13 protein-coding genes are annotated in these 16,789 nt (G+C 68.2%); 4 read left to right on the top strand and 9 right to left on the bottom strand.

Features of this window, described 5'->3' with window-relative positions:
- The first annotated feature begins 16 nt into the window (after nucleotides 1-16).
- A complete protein-coding gene (locus KUTG_RS47155; protein WP_232241317.1) occupies nucleotides 17-1,060 on the top strand; it encodes an ABC transporter substrate-binding protein in 1,044 nt (347 codons plus the stop codon).
- 217 nt (nucleotides 1,061-1,277) lie between these two features.
- Here KUTG_RS47155 and KUTG_RS47150 read toward each other — a convergent pair whose 3' ends face one another.
- From KUTG_RS47150 to KUTG_RS47140, 3 genes are all read right to left on the bottom strand, one after another.
- The gene (locus tag KUTG_RS47150; RefSeq protein ID WP_043726430.1) at nucleotides 1,278-2,090 is read right to left on the bottom strand and encodes a ZIP family metal transporter; all 813 of its coding nucleotides are present in this window, start codon (nucleotides 2,088-2,090) and stop codon (nucleotides 1,278-1,280) included.
- A gap of 519 nt (nucleotides 2,091-2,609) precedes the next feature.
- Nucleotides 2,610-4,034 (bottom strand): non-reducing end alpha-L-arabinofuranosidase family hydrolase, encoded by a 1,425-nt coding sequence (locus KUTG_RS47145; protein ID WP_052396270.1) that lies wholly within the window; start codon nucleotides 4,032-4,034, stop codon nucleotides 2,610-2,612.
- A gap of 337 nt (nucleotides 4,035-4,371) precedes the next feature.
- Entirely contained in the window at nucleotides 4,372-4,917 is a 546-nt protein-coding gene (locus tag KUTG_RS47140; RefSeq protein WP_157495290.1) for a hypothetical protein, read from the bottom strand.
- Between the two features lie 243 nt (nucleotides 4,918-5,160).
- Here KUTG_RS47140 and KUTG_RS47135 point away from each other — a divergent pair, with 243 nt between their 5' ends.
- Both KUTG_RS47135 and KUTG_RS47130 read left to right on the top strand, forming a co-directional pair.
- Complete coding sequence (locus KUTG_RS47135) at nucleotides 5,161-6,786, top strand: S53 family peptidase (RefSeq protein ID WP_063753653.1); 1,626 nt, start codon at nucleotides 5,161-5,163, stop codon at nucleotides 6,784-6,786.
- A gap of 417 nt (nucleotides 6,787-7,203) precedes the next feature.
- Nucleotides 7,204-7,872: a hypothetical protein gene (locus KUTG_RS47130; RefSeq protein ID WP_043726428.1), complete on the top strand. Its 669-nt coding sequence runs from the start codon at nucleotides 7,204-7,206 to the stop codon at nucleotides 7,870-7,872.
- Nucleotides 7,873-8,004: 132 nt separating this feature from the next.
- On the opposite strand, the gene KUTG_RS47125 is transcribed toward KUTG_RS47130, so the two are convergent.
- Together KUTG_RS47125 and KUTG_RS47120 are read right to left on the bottom strand one after the other, a co-directional pair.
- Nucleotides 8,005-8,850 (bottom strand): chitosanase, encoded by an 846-nt coding sequence (locus tag KUTG_RS47125; RefSeq protein WP_043726426.1) that lies wholly within the window; start codon nucleotides 8,848-8,850, stop codon nucleotides 8,005-8,007.
- Between the two features lie 147 nt (nucleotides 8,851-8,997).
- Nucleotides 8,998-11,130 carry a WD40/YVTN/BNR-like repeat-containing protein gene (locus KUTG_RS47120; protein WP_052396269.1) on the bottom strand — a complete coding sequence of 711 codons (2,133 nt, stop codon included), beginning with the start codon at nucleotides 11,128-11,130 and terminating at the stop codon, nucleotides 8,998-9,000.
- Nucleotides 11,131-11,818: 688 nt separating this feature from the next.
- Between KUTG_RS47120 and KUTG_RS47115 the strand changes: the two genes are divergently transcribed.
- Nucleotides 11,819-13,021 carry a glycoside hydrolase family 5 protein gene (locus KUTG_RS47115; RefSeq protein WP_043726424.1) on the top strand — a complete coding sequence of 401 codons (1,203 nt, stop codon included), beginning with the start codon at nucleotides 11,819-11,821 and terminating at the stop codon, nucleotides 13,019-13,021.
- A gap of 212 nt (nucleotides 13,022-13,233) precedes the next feature.
- Here the strand turns inward: KUTG_RS47115 and KUTG_RS47110 are convergent, their stop codons facing one another.
- From KUTG_RS47110 to KUTG_RS54900, 4 genes are all read right to left on the bottom strand, one after another.
- Nucleotides 13,234-14,208, bottom strand: coding sequence for a PDR/VanB family oxidoreductase (locus KUTG_RS47110; RefSeq protein ID WP_043726421.1), 975 nt, complete (start codon nucleotides 14,206-14,208; stop codon nucleotides 13,234-13,236).
- 250 nt (nucleotides 14,209-14,458) lie between these two features.
- The gene (locus tag KUTG_RS47100; RefSeq protein ID WP_043733213.1) at nucleotides 14,459-15,514 is read right to left on the bottom strand and encodes an aromatic ring-hydroxylating dioxygenase subunit alpha; all 1,056 of its coding nucleotides are present in this window, start codon (nucleotides 15,512-15,514) and stop codon (nucleotides 14,459-14,461) included.
- Between the two features lie 117 nt (nucleotides 15,515-15,631).
- Entirely contained in the window at nucleotides 15,632-16,399 is a 768-nt protein-coding gene (locus KUTG_RS47095; protein ID WP_198047589.1) for an IclR family transcriptional regulator, read from the bottom strand.
- Nucleotides 16,400-16,487: 88 nt separating this feature from the next.
- On the bottom strand, nucleotides 16,488-16,789 hold a 302-nt coding region (locus KUTG_RS54900), incomplete at its 5' end, for a glycoside hydrolase family 95-like protein (protein WP_198047588.1).

The following is a 16,789-nucleotide window of genomic DNA, read 5'->3' as shown; positions in this document are numbered from 1 at the left end:
ATCTAAGGAGATCACTGTGACGAAGAAGTTGTGGATCGGCCTGGCCGCCGCGGCGGCGCTGGTCATGGCCGGGTGCGCGAACAACGCCTCGCAGACCGCGAGCAGCGGCTCGTCATCCGGCGGCGCCGGCGACAAGGTGTCCATCATGGTCGGTGGCCTGAACAAGCAGATCTACCTGCCGTTCATGCTCGCCGAGCGCCTGGGCTACTACAAGCAGCAGGGCCTCAACGTCACGCTGCAGGACGAGGGCGCCGGCGTCGACGCCACCACGAACATGCTCGCCAAGAAGGTGGACGGCGTGGGCGGCTTCTACGACCACACCATCGCCATGCAGGGCCTCGGACAGCAGATGGAGTCGGTGGTGTCCATGCTCACCACGCCCGGCGAGGTGGAGCTGTGTCGCAACGAGGTCAAGGACCAGGTGCACTCCCCGGCCGACTGGAAGGGCCGCAACCTCGGCATCACCGACATCGGCTCGTCCACCGACTTCCTCACCCAGTTCCTGGCTCAGAAAAACGGCGTCGATCCCACGAGCATCCACCGCATCGGCGTGCAGTCCGGCGCCACCCTCATCGGCGCCATGCAGCACGGCAATGTGGACTGCGCGATGACCACCGAGCCGACCGTGTCGACGCTGCTGGCCACCGGCTCCGCCTACGTCCTGCTGGACATGCGCACCGCCGCCGCCACCGCGCAGCAGCTCGGCGGCGAGTACCCGGCGACGTCGCTCTACATGACCACCGACTACGTCGACAACCACGCCGACATCGTGCAGAAGCTGGTCAACGCCTACGTCGAGACGCTGAAGTGGATCCAGAACCACACCGGCGCCGAGGTGGCCGCCCAGATGCCGGCCGACTACTACGCCGGCTCCGGCAAGGACGCCTACATCAAGGCGTTCGACAGCGAGAAGGGCATCTACAACCCGACCGGGATGATGCCGCCCAACGGGCCGGCCACCGATCTGAAGGTGTTGCAGGCGTTCAACCCGGACGTGAAGGGCAAGTCGATCGACCTGAGCAGGACCTACACCGACAAGTTCGTTCAAGCCGCCAAGTAGGCCCAGACGCTGACCGCCGTCGTTGCCACAACGCCCAGCAGACGGTGGTCAGCGCCACACCCCCGGAAACTGCGCGCGGAACCTTCCGTGGAGACCTGGTCACTGCCACACGCATGTCCACCGCCGCGGCGGCCGACCACCGTTGCCGAACGACGTACTCGCGAAGAGCTTCTGGCCGTAGCGGTGAACCGTCCTCACAGCGGGCCACCCATTCCGATCACGCTCCGGCGGCGGTGATGACGGCGTCGGTGACAAAACCAAGCAGCAGGCCGACGAACACACCCCAGGTGGTGATCTCCTTCAACGCCGCCTTGCGGGCAACGGCCAGCAGCTCGATCACCACGTAGAGGATCGACCCGGCGGCCAGGCCAAGGAACGCGATGGACAGGGTGTCGTTGACGACACTCTGCCCGACCAGCGTGCCGACGAAGGTGGGACCGCCACTGATCAGGCCGAGCACCGCGAGAAAGCCCCAGGACGGGCGGCTGCCGGTGAGCGGGGCGACGATGCCGAAGCCCTCGGTGGCGTTGTGCAGCCCGAACCCGATGATCAGCAGCACCGCCAGCGCCAGCTCGCCCTTGGCGGCCGAGTTGCCGATGGCCAGGCCCTCGGCGAAGTTGTGCAACCCGATGCCGACGGCAATCATCAGCGCCAGCTCCCCGGATGCGCTGCGCCAGGTGCCGGTGGCGAGCTCGCCGAGAGCGGCGGCGCCAGGACCGGGACGCGCGCCACGGCGGGCCGACCAGCGGTCGAAGTAGACGAGCCCGAGCAGTCCTGCGCCGACGCACACTGCGAGCACGAGGCCGTTGCCCAACGCGGACCCGATCTCCTGATGGCCCAGCGCCTCGTCGACGGGCTCCCACGCGTGCGTGAGCACATCCCAGAGCAGGAACACCAGGATGCCGATCGCGACGGCATTCAGTCCGGCCTTGAGCCGCGGCATGGGTGCCCGCATCCGGCCCAGCGGCAGGCCGAGGTAGATGGTGAAGCCGGCGATGGCGCCGAGCAGCGCGATCTGCGCGGAGGACATGGATGTGACTCCAGTGTGGTCGACGGTGGATCCCGAGCGGGCACACCGTAGCCCAGGTAAGGCTCGCCTAACAACTACAGTGATGTAGATGTGATGTGGACACCGCGGAGCGAGTTCGAACAGCTCCGTCGACGTCACCAAGGCGACTTCGACGCCAAGTCGGCGCGAGCAAGTGGTCACTCAGCCCGGTGCCGGTTCCGGACACCAGACGGCCCTCACACACTCACGTCACCGTCGTCATCACATGGGGATCACTCGAATTCTTGATCGGGACCGTGGCACTCGCGCGGGCGGTCTCTCGATACGGTGTCCAATGAGGACTTACCGATGTCCCGCAGTTGACGTGCCGGAAAACATGGTGGCTACGGAACAACATGTGCCCCGACAGCATGGTCTTGTTCGGTCCGGTCACGGTCATCGCGCGCCGTGATTCGTCTGGCGGTGCAAGCGCCGGAAGGGACCCCAGCCGGAGGGTGGCTGGGGTCCCTCACCGAGACATGCGTGGTCAGGCGGAGTGGGTCAGTGTTGCAGCGTAAGGACACCCGGCCGCCACGGCAGCTGGTCGTAGGGGCCGCCGGCACTGGGGGACTTGCCCTGGTAGAGGAACTGCAGGTTGCAGGGGTCGATGGTCATGGTCTGGTCCGGGTTGTTGCGGACCAGGTCACCGTGGCTGATGTCGTTGGTCCAACTGGCGCCGCTGTTGGCCTTGCCCGCGAAGGGATTGCTCTCGCTGCTGGCCTGCGGGGTCCACGAACCGCCGAGGCTGCTGGCCGTGAACGAGCGGAAGTAGCGTCCGTTCGCGCCCATCGCCTCGACGATCATGAGGTACTGGCTCTGGCCCTGCACCTTGTAGACCTGGACCGCCTCGAAGAGGTTGGCCGTCGAGTCGCTCATGACCGTGGTGTACGAGGAGCCGAAGCTGCCCGGGAAGTTCCCGATCGGCATGCTCGCCCGGTAGATCTTGCCGTTGTCGCCGGCGAAGAACAGGTACATGTTCGTGCCGTCGCCGATCAGCGTCTGGTCGATCGGGGCGGAGCCGCCGGAGAGGCCGCCCGTGAACAGCGGCTGCGCCGAGGACCAGCCGTTGGGGTTGGTGGGGTCGCTCGACGTGCGGTAGAAGAAGGGCGTGGCGCCCCACTGGCCGGCCAGCACCCAGATGTTCTTCGGCGCGAAGTAGAACAGCGTCGGCGCCACGGTGCCCTGGCTCATCCCGGTCTGGCCGGTCGAGGCCATGTCGGACCAGTTCGTGAAGGGGCTGAAGGCCATCGAGCCGTACCCCGACCCGGAGACGTTCGACGCGTAGACGATGTGCTTGCCGTTGTAGACGACGCTGCTGAAGTCCTTGACCGAGACCCATCCGTGCTGCGGCGTCGCCAACGCGCCCGTCGACGTCCAACGGTACGTCGACGGAAGAGAGCAGTTGCCGCCTCCCCCGGGCGGCGTGGTCGACATGCCGGTCCACTTCTGGTTGCTGCCGCCGTTACACGTCCAGATCTCCACCGCGGTGCCGTTGGCCGTGCCGGCGCCCGTGACGTCCAGACAGAGCCCGGACTGCACGCCGACCACGGTTCCGTCAGCGTTCACCCGCCACTGCTGGTTGGCCCCACCGTTACAGGCCCAGATCTGCACCCGGGTCCCCGCGGTGGTCGCACTGCCGGGCACGTCCAGGCACTTGCCGCCGTACACCGTCAACTGGCCGCTGTCCGTCGCGGTCCACTGCTGACTCGCCCCGCCGGAGCAGTCATAGATCTGGAGGTAGGTGCCGTCGGTCTGGCTGGCGTTCGGCACATCCAGGCATCGACCCGAACCGACACCGTGCAGCGTGCCGGTGGCGGCAGCCAGGGCAGGCCCGGCCCCCAGCGCCACTCCCGTGACGACCATCACCGCGGCAGCGAGCACGGCGATCAGGGATCGACTCCTGCGGCTGGTGTTTCCGCTGTTCATCACGACCTTCTCCCAGTCAGCTGCAGGTCCATTTGTGGTTGCTCCCACCGTTGCGCGGTCAGATCGGCATTTCCGTGAGCGAGAAGACTGTTACCGCTAACATTCCGTCGCCTCAGCCTCGACGTCCGCGAGAAGAGTTGTCAATCCACGCGCTCGGGTGCCGGGGACCCTGAAGTCGGACCAGGCGGCCTTGCCACGTCAAGGCCACTGCATCATGTCCACAAAGGACAGCTGGGCGGTGAAAGTTACAGACGCGCGGGCAGAGTACGCAGCACCAGTCGGCCGCCTGCGGCGTATGAGTGCGGTAGTCCGCGCCTACGCGCAATGAACGCGTTGGTCAGTGCCAGTCATGCCCGCGAGGGGGTTGAGTTGTCGGCAGAGTCGAGCGCAGTGGCCTTGCGAGTGCCTCGACGACGGCCGAAGGCAGCCGCAGTGTCGGCAGCAGTCGCAGTTCCTCGTCCAGATCGGGGTCGACCTGAGCACAGCCGCAGTCCAGGTACTCCTCGACGCCGAAGCACCGGTTCGCCAGATTCGACTCGACGGGCGGGGACGCGAGCCGGGCCAGCAGGCGGATCATGGGCGAGGTGACCACGGCGGGCCGGGCACGAAGGTCGTCGGCCATCAAGCGGGCCATCAGACGAGTCGACTCCTGCATGTCGGGTGTCGACACACCGTGTCGCTCGCACACGCAGTCCACCAGCGGGTCGGTGTCCCACCCGGTCACCGACCCGCTCAGGCCGGCCAGCGCGGCGATCTCCGGATCCTCGTTGCCTGCCAGCAGCATGCCGACCGCGACGTCCGGCCAGTCGCCCGGCTTGAGGCAACTGCAGCGCTCGGCAGCCCTCGCCACCAGGAGCGCCATCCGCACAGAACCAACGTCCACCCGCCGACTCTAGGCCGCGTTTTCCGTTTCCGAACCCCGATTTCCGTCGCCGGATCCGGAGAGGCGCTCCTCGGTCTGGTGCTCGTACGCCAGGAGAAGCTCCGCGCTGACCGCAGCCAGCTCGCCGAACTGTTGCTGACGCCACACGGCGGTGATGAGCGAACGGGCAGATCGGCACGACGGCTGACTGCCGGAAGTGGTCGAGAATGACCGGTTGGTGGGCGAAAGTCCTAGTGTGAAGCCATGTCCCATGCCACGCTGCCGGGCAGCGACCGGACCGTCCTGGCGGACGCACAGCCACTCGGCCCGGTGGAAGCGACCGAGCGAATCGAGTTCACCGTCGTCCTGCGTAGACGGTCCCCGCTGCCGAAGGACCTTGTCGACGGCACACGAATCGTGTCGCGGGACGAACTGGCCGCACGATTCGGGGCCAACCCGGCGGACGTGGACAACGTGACAGCGGTGTTCCGGACAGCCGGCATCGCGGTTTCCGACGTGCACATCGGCTCGCGGCGAATGTCGTGCGACGGGCCGGCCGACGCGGTGAGCGCACTGTTCGCCACCGAACTTCAGCGGACGCGGAGCACGGATCCGAGAACCGGACAGCCCGTCGAGCACCGGAGCCGATCGGGAAGCCTGGGAATGCCGAGCGTCCTGGACGGCATCGTGGTCGGTGTGTTCGGCCTCGACGACAGACCACAGGCCCAGGGCAACCTGCGCCGCCAGACGCCCTCGCCCCAGCGCGCGGCCTACCGCTTCGACGTGCCGATACTGACGAAGGTCTACGACTTTCCGGCGGACACCGACGGCAGTGGCCAGATCGCCGCCATCATGGAGTTCGAGGGCGGCTTCAGCCAACAGGAGTTGGACACCTACTTCGACGGCCTCGGCATTCCGAGGCGCACCGTGAGATCGGTCGGCGTCGACGGCGTGCGCAATACAGCCGGTCAAGGATTCGCGTCGGACGACGAGCTGCTGCTTGACGTCGAGGTGCTCGGGGCACTGGCGCCGCGCGCAGACCTGGTGCTGTACCAGGCGCCCAACAACGACCGGGGTTTCGTGGACGGCATCGCGACCGCGGTGCACGCGACGCCGACCCCGACGGTGCTCAGCATCAGCTTCGGCCGCTCGGAAGACACCTGGACCGACCAGGCCAGGACCGCCATCGACGAACTCTTCCAGGACGCGGCGGCGCTCGGCGTCACGGTGTGCGCGGCGGCCGGCGACAACGGCAGCGTCGACACGCACGTCGATGGTCACTCCCACGTCGACTTTCCCGCCGCCAGCCCTCATGTGCTGGCCTGCGGGGGCACTTCGGTGCTGCTCGCGCCGAGCGGGGCTCCGCAGACCGAGACCGTGTGGAACGAGAAGGCCGCAGGCGGCGGCGTCACCGGCGGCGGGATCAGCACGACGTTCCCGCTGCCGGACTGGCAGACCCATGTCGGAGTGCCGGCTCGGCCCGATGGCCGGGGAGCCGGCCGCGGGGTGCCGGACGTCGCCGCGCTGGCCGATCCGATGACCGGCTACCGGCTGCTGATCGACGGGCAGGTGGGCTTTGCCGGCGGGACGAGCGCGGTCGCTCCGCTGTGGGTGGCGCTGGTGTGCCGGATCGCCCAGGCATTGGGTCGGCCGGTCGGGCTGCTGCAGCCCGCGCTGTACGCATTGGCCGCCGAGGGCTCGCCGACCGAGGGCTTCCGCGACGTGTCGCACGGTGACAACGGCGCCTACAGCGCCCGGGTCGGCTGGGATCCGTGCACGGGCCTCGGTGTGCCTGTCGGTTCGGCCTTGCTGGCCCTGCTCAAGGAGCGGTACGGCGAGGGCGACACCCCTGGGTCAGTTCGATCGGATTCATCCGCTCGCCCACGGTGAATCCGCGGAACCTATGTCGCCGCGAGACCCTGCACGTCGTCTTCCGGGTCAGATCGCGGCGGTCGAACTCTCGCCGGCGCGGATGATTCCATTTGCGTATTGCGTCGGACAGAGCGGCATGGGGTGGAACACTCGCGGCGAATGTCCAGCACGAAGTTCGGCGTCATCTGACGACATCTGCCGCGCACCCTACTGCCCTTGGTGATCGTGTGATTTGTGGCTCACTCCCGCCAGCACGCCGCTTGACGCGTTCACACGGACCACGCCACGGCGTCCGCGTATGACCGTCCAGGGCCGTCGTGACCAATCTGATACCCAATCGCGCGCCTGGGCGTTCTAGCGCAGCGCCCTTCTTGGCCCGTAGGGTCGCTCGGTCCTTACTCTCCCCCTGGCTGATCAGAGATCGGGTTACGACGGATGACACTCACAGCGCGACGGGCGTTCGGCATCGGCTCCGCAGCGGCCGTGGCGATCGGCGCCGCAGTTCTGCTTGCCGCCCCCGCCGACGCACACACGCCGACCCTGACGGCGGGATGTGTGGGCGAGCAGACCACGCTCACCATCGACCTCAAGGACTACAACGGCAGCCACCCCAACTCGGTGTCGGCCACGGTCCAGGCGGCCGGTGCGAAGAGCGCGACCAGCCTGGTCCAGACCACGTTCCAGGACAAGTACCACGCGACGTTCCATGACGCGAAGACCATCCCGAGCGACGTGGCCGAGACCTTCGTGGTCACGGTGAAGGCGTGGGACGACGCCAACGGCAAGAACGGCTGGTCGTTCACCAAGACGCTGCAGGCCGCGGCGTGCCAGAAGAGCACGCCGCCGCCCACGACCACCACCACGACGACCACGACCACCACGACGACGTCCACCACGGCGGTGACCACGACGACGGCTCCGTCGACGACCACCTCCGCGGTGGTCGTGGCGCCGACGACGACTGAGACGTCGGTCGAGAACACCGCGCTGGCCAACACCGGTGTGAACTCGGGCGTGATGATCGGGATCGCCGCCCTGCTGCTCGTGCTCGGCGGTGGCCTTCTGTTCGCGCTTCGGTTCCTTGCTCGTCGCCGCAGTCACTGACCGGTAGTCACTGACCGGTAGTCGCTGTCACCGTGGGGTCCGTCGGCCTGACCAGGTCGGCGGACCCCACGGTGTTTGACGGCGGGCGTGTCCGAGTGATGGCGTGGGGCCGCCCGGCGGGCCTACGGCTGGTCAGCCGTCGATGTCGAAGGGCTGGCCGTAGACCTGCCAGTGCAGCGGCGGGTTCAGGGCGAGGTTGCCGTTGTCGAGGAAGACCCGCTGCTCGGTGTCGACACGGGTGGTGTCGCTGTGCGCTTCTTCCGTGAGCATCGCGGCCTTGCGGGCGTCGAGAAACGCGTTGAGGTAGGTCACCTCGTCGCCGCCCTGGGCCGGGGTCCGAGCGTTGCGCATGGCGGTGGCCCGGATCCCGCCGAACGAGGTCCCGTCGGTCCCGGGACCGTGCATGACGATCGCGTCGTAGTAGATGAACTGGCCGAGCGCGCCCAGTCCGTCCTGCTTGGCCTGGCTGACCGACGGGTCGAAGTAGACGCGGTCCCGCTCGTCGTTCTGGGCCTGTTGGAAGACGGGGTCGCCCGCGGCGGACGCCCAGTCGTCCTTGAAGGTGGGGTCGAGGCCGTCGTGCGAGTCGGAGCCGTTGACGGCTTCGAGCGCCGGCAGGTACCTGGCGAGGACGTTTCCGGGCTCCCGCTGGGCATAGCTCCGAACCAGTTCGAGCATGTCGCCGGTGCCGGAGCAGAAGCCGATGATGCCGGCGGTGTAGCCGCGGCCGTCGTGGATGTCCTCGATGTACGAGTACTGGGCCTTCCAGTCCAGCGAGGAGTTCTCCGCGCTGGAGACGAGCTCCATCGCGATCTCCTTCTTCGCGGGGTCGTTCAGGTCGCCCTCGTCGGCGCGGACCTGGTGCACGGCCGTCGGCGTGGCGAAGGCGACCGCGGACGGAACGGCGGCCGTGCACAGGGCGAGCAGGGAACACGCGAGGGCCGTGGTCACGGCGCGCGCGGCGGATGAAGTTGGCACCGAAGGATCTCCATGGGCAGGGGGTGGAGGGTGTGCTTCGGCGGCGGGCCCCTATGTTCGTAAAGGAACCTTCATAATGTCAATACCTACTGCGAGGACCGCTCGGATCCGTGCCGGCGACCCCGCACGGGCCGCCGGCACGGCCGGTCACGCGACGGTGAGCGAGTAGAAGCCGCGCCCGAAGGTGGCGATCACCAGGCGATGGTGCGACGGGTCGTACGCGATGTCGTCGACCGGCACCAGCGGCAGGTTCTGGCCCAGCCGCGCCCACCGGGCGGATCCCGCCGGACTGGCGAACACGCCCTGGTCGGTGCCGGCGTAGAGAATGCCACCCGCGCCGATCACGAGGGTGTTCACCGGCGCCTGCGGCAGATTTCCGGACAGGTCCGCCCAGTGGCCGCCGTTGTCGGTCGTGCGCAGCACATGCGGCTGTGCCGAACCAGACCGGTAGCCGGACAGCGTGACGTAGGCGGAGTTCGGGCTGTGGGGATCCGCGACGACTCGGGTCACCCAGGGCTGCCCGGTGAGCACGGTGGTCCAGGAGGCGCCGAGATCGTGCGTGACCCAGACCCGGCCGTCGTCGGTGCCGACCCAGACCGTGTGCTGATCACCCGCCGCGGCGACGGTGGTGATGGTGCCGAACGGGTAGTCGTCCTTGCCGGGGCCGCCGGTCAGGTCGGGGCTGATCGTGGTCCAGGTGACGCCGCCGTCGGTGGTGCGGTTGAGCCGGTTTCCCCCGTAGTACATGACTTTCGGGTTGGTCGGATCGAACTGGACCGGGGTGAGCCAGTTGCGGCGGTCGGAAGTGGTGGCGTCGGTGAATTCGGTGGTCGTCGTGCCGCCGTCGGTGGACCGCGCGCAGTTGCCGTACTGATAGCAGGCGTAGACGGTGTTGTCGTCGGCCGGGCTGATCAGGTTCTCCTGGCCGTCACCGCCGAAGTACTCGTTGAACCGCGGACCGCCCCACGACCGCAGCGATCCGTTGTCCTGCGCCCCACCGGATACGCGCGAGGTGTCCGCAGCGGTGATCGCCACACTGTAGAGCTGCGTGAACGGCTCGCTCACCGCGTGCGTCCAGCCGCCGTCGCCGTTGCTGTCGGACCGGTAGACGCCGCCGTCGTTGCCGAGGTACACCCGCTTCGGATGGCGTGGATCCCAGACGATGGCGTGCTGATCGGAATGCACGTCGTCGTTGGCGGTCCAGGTCTTGCCGCCGTCGTGCGAGGTCATCAGGGGCACGCCGGCCAGCTGCACGTGGTTCGCGTCGCGCGGGTCGACCCAGATCTTGCCGAACCACCAGCTGTAGCTGGACTGCGAGTCGACGAGTTCCGGGTCGTCGGGCAGGCGGGTCCAGGTGCTGCCCGCGTCGGCCGAGGTGTAGGCGCTGCCGTAGGCGCCGGCGGCCGTGCCGACGATGGCGTACAGCCGGCCCGGCTGGGAGACGGAGACGCCGAAGCCGTAGCGGCCGACGTCGGGTCCGGTGGCCGGCAGGCCACCGCCGAGCTGCCGCCAGGTGGCGCCGCTGTCGGTCGAGCGGTACAGGCCGGAGCCGACTCCGCCGTAAACCCGCTGGTCGGGCTGCCGGCGGTGATCCCAGAGCGCGGCGTAGACGCGGTGCGGGTCGGCCGGATCGAACTGGACGTCGACCGCCCCGGTGAACGCGTTCGGCACGTCGAGCACCTTGCGCCAACTGCTGCCGGCGTCGGCACTCAGGTAGACGCCGCGATCACCGCCGGGCGTGTACAGCGAGCCGTTCGCCGCGACGAGGATCCGCCGCGGATCGGTCGGGTCGATGGCGATCGCGCCGATGGTGCCGGAGTCGGGCAGCCCGACCGGCCGCCAGGTCGCGCCGCGATCAGTGGAGCGGTAGACGCCGGTGCCCTCGTAGGTGACGCTGCCGCCGCCCGGATTGGGCTCGCCGGTGCCGACGTAGACCGTGCCGTTGGGCGCTACCGCGACGGCCCCCATCGCCTGCGTGGCGTCCTGGGGCCACGCGGCGGTGAAGGTGCGGCCGGCGTCGGTCGACCGCCAGAGGCCGCCGCTCGCGGAGGCGGCGTACAAGGCGTCGGTCGCGGTCGGGTCCATGGCCAGCCCGACCACCCGGCCACCGATGTTCGTCGGACCGAGCGGCTGCCAGGCGCCGCCGACAGTCGGCAGATGGCGGGCCTGAGCTGCGGCGATATCGTAGGCGTGCCGGGGAAGGGTCTGACCCGGCACTGTTTTCTGCACGTAGCTGTAGTCGGCGGGGGCCGCCGGGCCACTGTCATCGTCGTCGTCCATGGGATGGCCCGTGGGAACGACCAACGTGCCGACGAGCGCGACAGCCGTTGCTAACCGAAGCATCCGAGTCCTTCCTACGGATCCGTGCCGTGACGAAGGGGACGCTAGGAGCAGTGGCCGCCGCGCAACAGCCGTCGAAGGTCGGTCGGTCGCGACGACGTGCCTCATCGGCCAGGGCGGCGGCCGGCGGGTCGCTGTCATCAGCGGACGTCGAGCGCCGTGTCGTCGAGCACGAACGACGTCTGCTTCACCGCATCCGCGCGGTCCCGTACCGCTGTCGACCACCGTGAGGCGACGGCGGCCCGAACCCGGTGACGCTCTCCGCTGAGTCCACAATGGACCCTTCGGATGCCGACCACGACTTGCTTGAACAGTCGTCACCGGGCGGTCGGCACAGCAGCCCGAATTCGCGGCATTGATGCTTGTCGAAAGGCACACCGCCGCACGGCCAGGACACGTGACGGGTTGTCATGATCTGGCCGAGCGGCCGGCATCTGAAAATTTCATACCGCCGGAACAGCGACATGCGTGTTTCGACGAAGCTGGCAGACAACACTTGCCAGGCCCATCGTCGTGCGGTTCCATCGGCGAAGTTGACCGTGCGGCATTCACGGCACCGGCCGCATTCCCTGCGCAGCAAGCGGCGCGACGACGTGTCCGTTCGCGCGTCGGAAGAGAGGAAACACCTATGGCCCGCACCACAAGGAAGACCAGAGTCGCCTTCCTTGCCGCCCTGTTGGCGGTCGCCGCGTCCGCTTCCGGCCTGGCGACCCAGGCATCGGCCGGCACCGCACCACGGTCGAGCGCTTCGCAGATCGTGGCCGACATGGGCGCGGGCTGGAATCTGGGGAACCAGTTAGAAGCCAACGCCAACGGTTATCCCAGCGAGACCGCGTGGGGGCTGCCGACCGTGACGCAGGCCCTCATCGACAAGGTGAAGGCGGCCGGATTCAAGACGATCCGGATCCCGGTCTCGTACCTGAACGACATCGGGGCCGGCCCGAACTACACGATCAGCTCCTCCTGGCTGAACCGGATTCAGCAGGTCGTCGACTACGCCTACAACCGCGGCCTGTACGTGCTGATCAACATGCACGGCGACGGCTACAAGTCCGTCACCGGCTCCTGGCTGATCTGCGACTCGTCCGCGCAGACGACGATCAAGGCCAAGTACCAGAAGGCGTGGCAGCAGATCTCGGCCAAGTTCCAGAACTACGACCAGCACCTGATCTTCGAGTCGATGAACGAGGAGTTCACCGGGCAGTACGGCAATCCGACCCAGCCGTGCTACTCGAACATCAACAGCTACAACCAGACCTTCGTGGACACCGTGCGGAAGACCGGCGGCAACAATACCGCGCGGTGGCTGCTCATCCCCGGCTGGAACACGAACATCGACTACACCACCGGGAACTACGGCTTCGCGCTGCCGACCGACCAGTACCGGTCCTCCTCCATCCCCGGCAGCGAAAAGCGGATCATGATCTCCGTGCACTACTACGACCCCTGGGACTTCACCGGCACGGACAGCGGCGCCATCACGCAGTGGGGCCGCGCGGCGACCAACCCGGCCAAGAAGTCGACCTGGGGCCAGGAGGACTACCTGGACGCGCAGTTGAAGAAGACGTACGACAAGTTCGTCACCAAGGGATACCCGGTGGTGGTCGGTGAATACGGCTCGATAGACAAGTCCTCGTTCGACTCGTCGAGCAACAAGTACCGTGCCGACTACGCGCACGCCGTCGTGGCCACGGCCAAGAAGTACGGCGCGGCCACGGTCTACTGGGACAACGGCGCGAACGGCCAGTACGGATTCGGGCTGTTCGACCGGAAGTCCTACGCGGTGACCCATCAGGAGATCATCAACGCCATCATGAGCGGCCCCCGCTAGCACTCCGGCGTGTGCGACGCAGCACGTCGCCGGCGGCTCACGTCACAACCGCTCAGCGATCTGAGGACGTGCCGGAGGCGGGATCGTACGTGTCGAGCCGGCCGCGCATTCCGAGGCGTTGGCCGGCCGGCGCGGCCGCGTCGTGTGAATCCCGTTCGGCAAGCGTTTTCCGACACGGCCCGTCGACATCGGAGGGCGCGAGATGCCCGTCGTCAGAGGTCGAGGACAAGGCGAGGGGAATGTGAGCGGGACACGCAGATCATCATCACGTCGCCGGCTTCCTGTTCCTCGGCGGTGAGGACGGAGTCGCGGTGATCCGGCTTCCCGGACAGCACAGCGGTCTCGCAGGTGCCGCAGGTGCCTTCCTGACACGAGGAGAGCACCGAGACGCCCGATTCCTCGACGACACCGAGGATGGATCGGTCGGTCGGGACCTCCACCACCGTGCCCGTCCGAGCGAGCTCGATCTCGAATGCCGTACGAGAGCGGTCCAGCGCGCCGTCCTTCGGCGCGAACCGCTCCAGATGCAGCACGCCGGACGGCCGACCGGCGCAACGCTGCTCGACCGCCACGAGCAGGGCTTCCGGTCCACAGCAGTAGATCGCGGTGTCGTCGGCGTCCGATCCCGGTTCCGCGAGCAGCGAGGACAGGTCGAGCAGACCGTGCTCGTCCTGCGGGTGAATCTCGACGCGCCCTGGATATCGGGCCGTCAACTCGTCGCGGAACGCCATCGACTGACGTGTGCGGCCGCCGTAGACGAGCCTCCAGTCCGCTCCGCCAGCCGCTACCTGCGCGACCATGGGCAGGATCGGGGTGATGCCGATGCCGCCGGCGATGAACAGGTATCGCCTGGCCTCCACGAGGGCGAAGTGGTTGCGAGGACCACGAAGGTGAACGCGCTGCCCCTCGACGAGAACGTCGTGCACGTACCGCGAACCGCCCCGGCCAGCCTCCTCGCGGAGCACGGCCACCTCTAGGGTCGATCTGTCATGCGGGTTCCCGCACAGGGAGTACTGCCTGGTCATGTCGTCGGTGAGCACCAGATCGACGTGCGCGCCCGGCTTCCACCCGGGCAGGGACTCCCCGTCCGGGTGGCGCAATGTCAACCGCACGACACCGTCGGCGATCGTCTCCTTGCGCACGAGCACGAGATCGAGTTCGTGCTCGGTGTGTGGCTCGGTCGTCATCGCGGTGTCTTGTCCTGGTCTCAGGTCGACGCCAGGACCGGTGCTCCGACCGGCCGTGGCTGCGGTTCGCGGTGGGTCACCTCGTGTCCGGCGGGGTGGCCGAGTAGCCAGTCCCACAACTCGGTCGGCTCGTCGAACTCGCGCTCGGCTCCGCAATGGCACACGGCACGGAGCCGGTCCGCGCCCGGCACCCAGTGCACACGGTGGACACGCCGGCCGGACGACCCGGGCCGGTTCTCGGGAAGGTCGGTCATGACGGGGTGCTGGCAGCCTGAGGTGCACGGGCCATGCTCTGGAGCATCCGACGTGCCGCGAGGCCGCCGGTGTCGATGTTGATCGACAGCTCCTGGTAGCCGTCGGGCTCGGCGGCGATGACCCGTTCGAGGACGTCGAGCGCCGCCACGTCCTGCAGCACGACCGTGCGGTTGCTCTCGGCGAGGAAGGTCGACACCTCCTGGTCCTCCAGGGCGAAGTCCCGCGCCACCGCCCAGAAGTCGTGGGTGGAGTTCTCGGTCTCCGGCGTGATCGCGTAGACCACCTCGACGTGGAAGGCATCCGGGTCGGTGCCGTCCGGGTTCGGCACGGACCCGACCGGGGCGACCCGGCTGTGCAGGATGTACAGGCATGGCGGCGTGTACTCGATGTCCTGCCAGCGGGTGATCCTGCCCTGCAACCCGGTGGACCTGGCATAGAACGGCGGACACTCGGTGTCGTCCATGTGCCGCGAGACGTAGACGATGCCGGCCTCGTCGTCGACCTCGGTCGTGATCGGGGTCGCCGCGACCTCCGGCGTGCCGATGTAGCCGCCGTGCAGATAGGTCTCGTGGGACAGGTCCAGCAGGTTGTCGACGAGCAAGGAGAACCGGGCCCGCAACGGCTCCATGCCGGCGACCGTGGCATGGACCGGCGAATCGAGGTACGGCGCCCGAGGGACGAGCGACGCGTCGGCCCTGGCGGGATCGCCGATGAACACCCACACGAACGAGTCCTGCTCCACCAACGGATACGGCAGCAGCCGCGCGGTGCGAGGGATCCGGCTCTGTCCCGGCACGGCCACGCATTTGCCGTCGCTGGCGTAGGTGAACCCGTGGTAGCCGCACACGACCTGATCGTCGACGAGCCTGGACGGCGCCTGCGAGAGCGGGAAGCGGCGGTGGACGCACCGGTCGGGCACGGCGGTCACCGGGCCGCTCCGCGTGCGCCAGAACAGGATCGGCTCACCGCAGATGGTGCGGGCGAACAGCTCGTGGCCGATCTCCGAGCTGTAGGCGGCGACGTACCACTGGTCGCGTGGAATCTCCGTCATGATCATCGACCTCCCGCGCGATGACAGCTGGCCCGAAGCACAGCATCACGGGTGCTCCCCCGCGCGCCAACAGCTCTTCCGGAAAATGGAAGACGACTTGCGTGCCGCTCGCCGAGGTCACCCCGGCGTGGCGAGAGCGCGGGAAAGCGCTCGTGCGCTGGTGCGAACCAACGGCACCAGGAAGTGCGGCGAAGTGCTGCCGTGATGCACGACCAGGGACACCGCGGCGACGACCTGACCGTGGCCGTCCTGGACCGGCGCGGCGACCGAGAGGGTGTCCATGGAGATCTGCCGGTCGCTGATGGCAAAGCCCTGTGCCCGCACGTCGGCCAGCATTCGGCGCAACTGCGCCGGATCGGTCACCGTCCTCGGTGTGTAGCGCTCGATCGGCATGCTCAGCACCGTGGCCTGGATCTCGGCCGGGGCGTGCGCGAGCAGCACCAGCCCGACACCGGTCGCCGTCAGCGCGAACCGTCCGCCGACCCTGGTCAGCACCGGAACCGCGCCGGAGCCGGCGATCCGCTCGACGAAGACGACCTCGGTGCTCTCACGGACGGCGAGCTGAACGTTCTCCTTCGTGATCTGCGACAGGTCTTCCAGGAAGGGCAGCGCCCGCTCGCGCAATCCCTGGCCACGCGGGGCCAGCGAGCCGATTTCCCACAGGCGCAGCCCGATGCGGAACAGGCCGTCGTCACCGCGTTCGACGGCGCCCAGGGCACACAGGTCCCGCAGCAGCCGGTGCACGGTCGGCAGCGGCATGTCCGATCTACGGGCGATCTCGCTCAGGGTCAGTGCCCGGCGCTGCGCATCGAACGCGTCCAGCAGCCGGAATGCCCGTCGCACGACGGAGCCGGTAGGGCCGGCCGGTCGGCCTCTTCGCATCATCACCTACTCGCCGTGGCGCACCCGTCCACTGGATCACGCCGGCTTTGACCGACCTGGGCTTCAGGTCCGGGTTGGGCCTGCGTAGAGCCTAGATCAGCGAGATCGTTCCCTCTCCCGCACGGCACAGCCGCTCCCGCGTCGTACCGACGGCGTCTCGCCACCGCAGCAGGACCGTGCCACCGTTGACGGCGTTCGGGCCGGCGACCACACGGCACCGGGTAGGCGCATTGTTCGTCCAGGCGAGCAGTTCCACCGTGAATCCGCCGCGTGCGCGCAGCCCGCGCACCTCGCCGTCGGGCCATGCGGACGGCAGCGCCGGCAGCAGATCGAGCCGTCCGTCGTGGTGGGACTGGAGCAACATCTCGGCGATGGCGGCGGTGGCGCCGAAGT

It is taken from the genome of Kutzneria sp. 744 (assembly GCF_000568255.1).
Classification (GTDB): Bacteria; Actinomycetota; Actinomycetes; order Mycobacteriales; family Pseudonocardiaceae; genus Kutzneria.
The sequence above is the reverse complement of the archived record's forward strand: the minus strand, read 5'-3'. Positions and strand labels throughout refer to the sequence as shown.

Excerpts from the sequence above, each read along its gene's own strand:
- KUTG_RS47135 (WP_063753653.1), top strand. The coding sequence starts at position 5,161 with ATGTCCCATGCCACGCTGCCGGGCAGCGACCGGACCGTCCTGGCGGAC.
- KUTG_RS47145 (WP_052396270.1), bottom strand. The coding sequence starts at position 4,034 with ATGAACAGCGGAAACACCAGCCGCAGGAGTCGATCCCTGATCGCCGTG.
- KUTG_RS47130 (WP_043726428.1), top strand. The coding sequence starts at position 7,204 with ATGACACTCACAGCGCGACGGGCGTTCGGCATCGGCTCCGCAGCGGCC.
- KUTG_RS47150 (WP_043726430.1), bottom strand. The coding sequence starts at position 2,090 with ATGTCCTCCGCGCAGATCGCGCTGCTCGGCGCCATCGCCGGCTTCACC.
- KUTG_RS47120 (WP_052396269.1), bottom strand. The coding sequence starts at position 11,130 with ATGGACGACGACGATGACAGTGGCCCGGCGGCCCCCGCCGACTACAGC.
- KUTG_RS47095 (WP_198047589.1), bottom strand. The coding sequence starts at position 16,399 with ATGATGCGAAGAGGCCGACCGGCCGGCCCTACCGGCTCCGTCGTGCGA.
- KUTG_RS47110 (WP_043726421.1), bottom strand. The coding sequence starts at position 14,208 with ATGACGACCGAGCCACACACCGAGCACGAACTCGATCTCGTGCTCGTG.
- KUTG_RS47115 (WP_043726424.1), top strand. The coding sequence starts at position 11,819 with ATGGCCCGCACCACAAGGAAGACCAGAGTCGCCTTCCTTGCCGCCCTG.
- KUTG_RS47100 (WP_043733213.1), bottom strand. The coding sequence starts at position 15,514 with ATGACGGAGATTCCACGCGACCAGTGGTACGTCGCCGCCTACAGCTCG.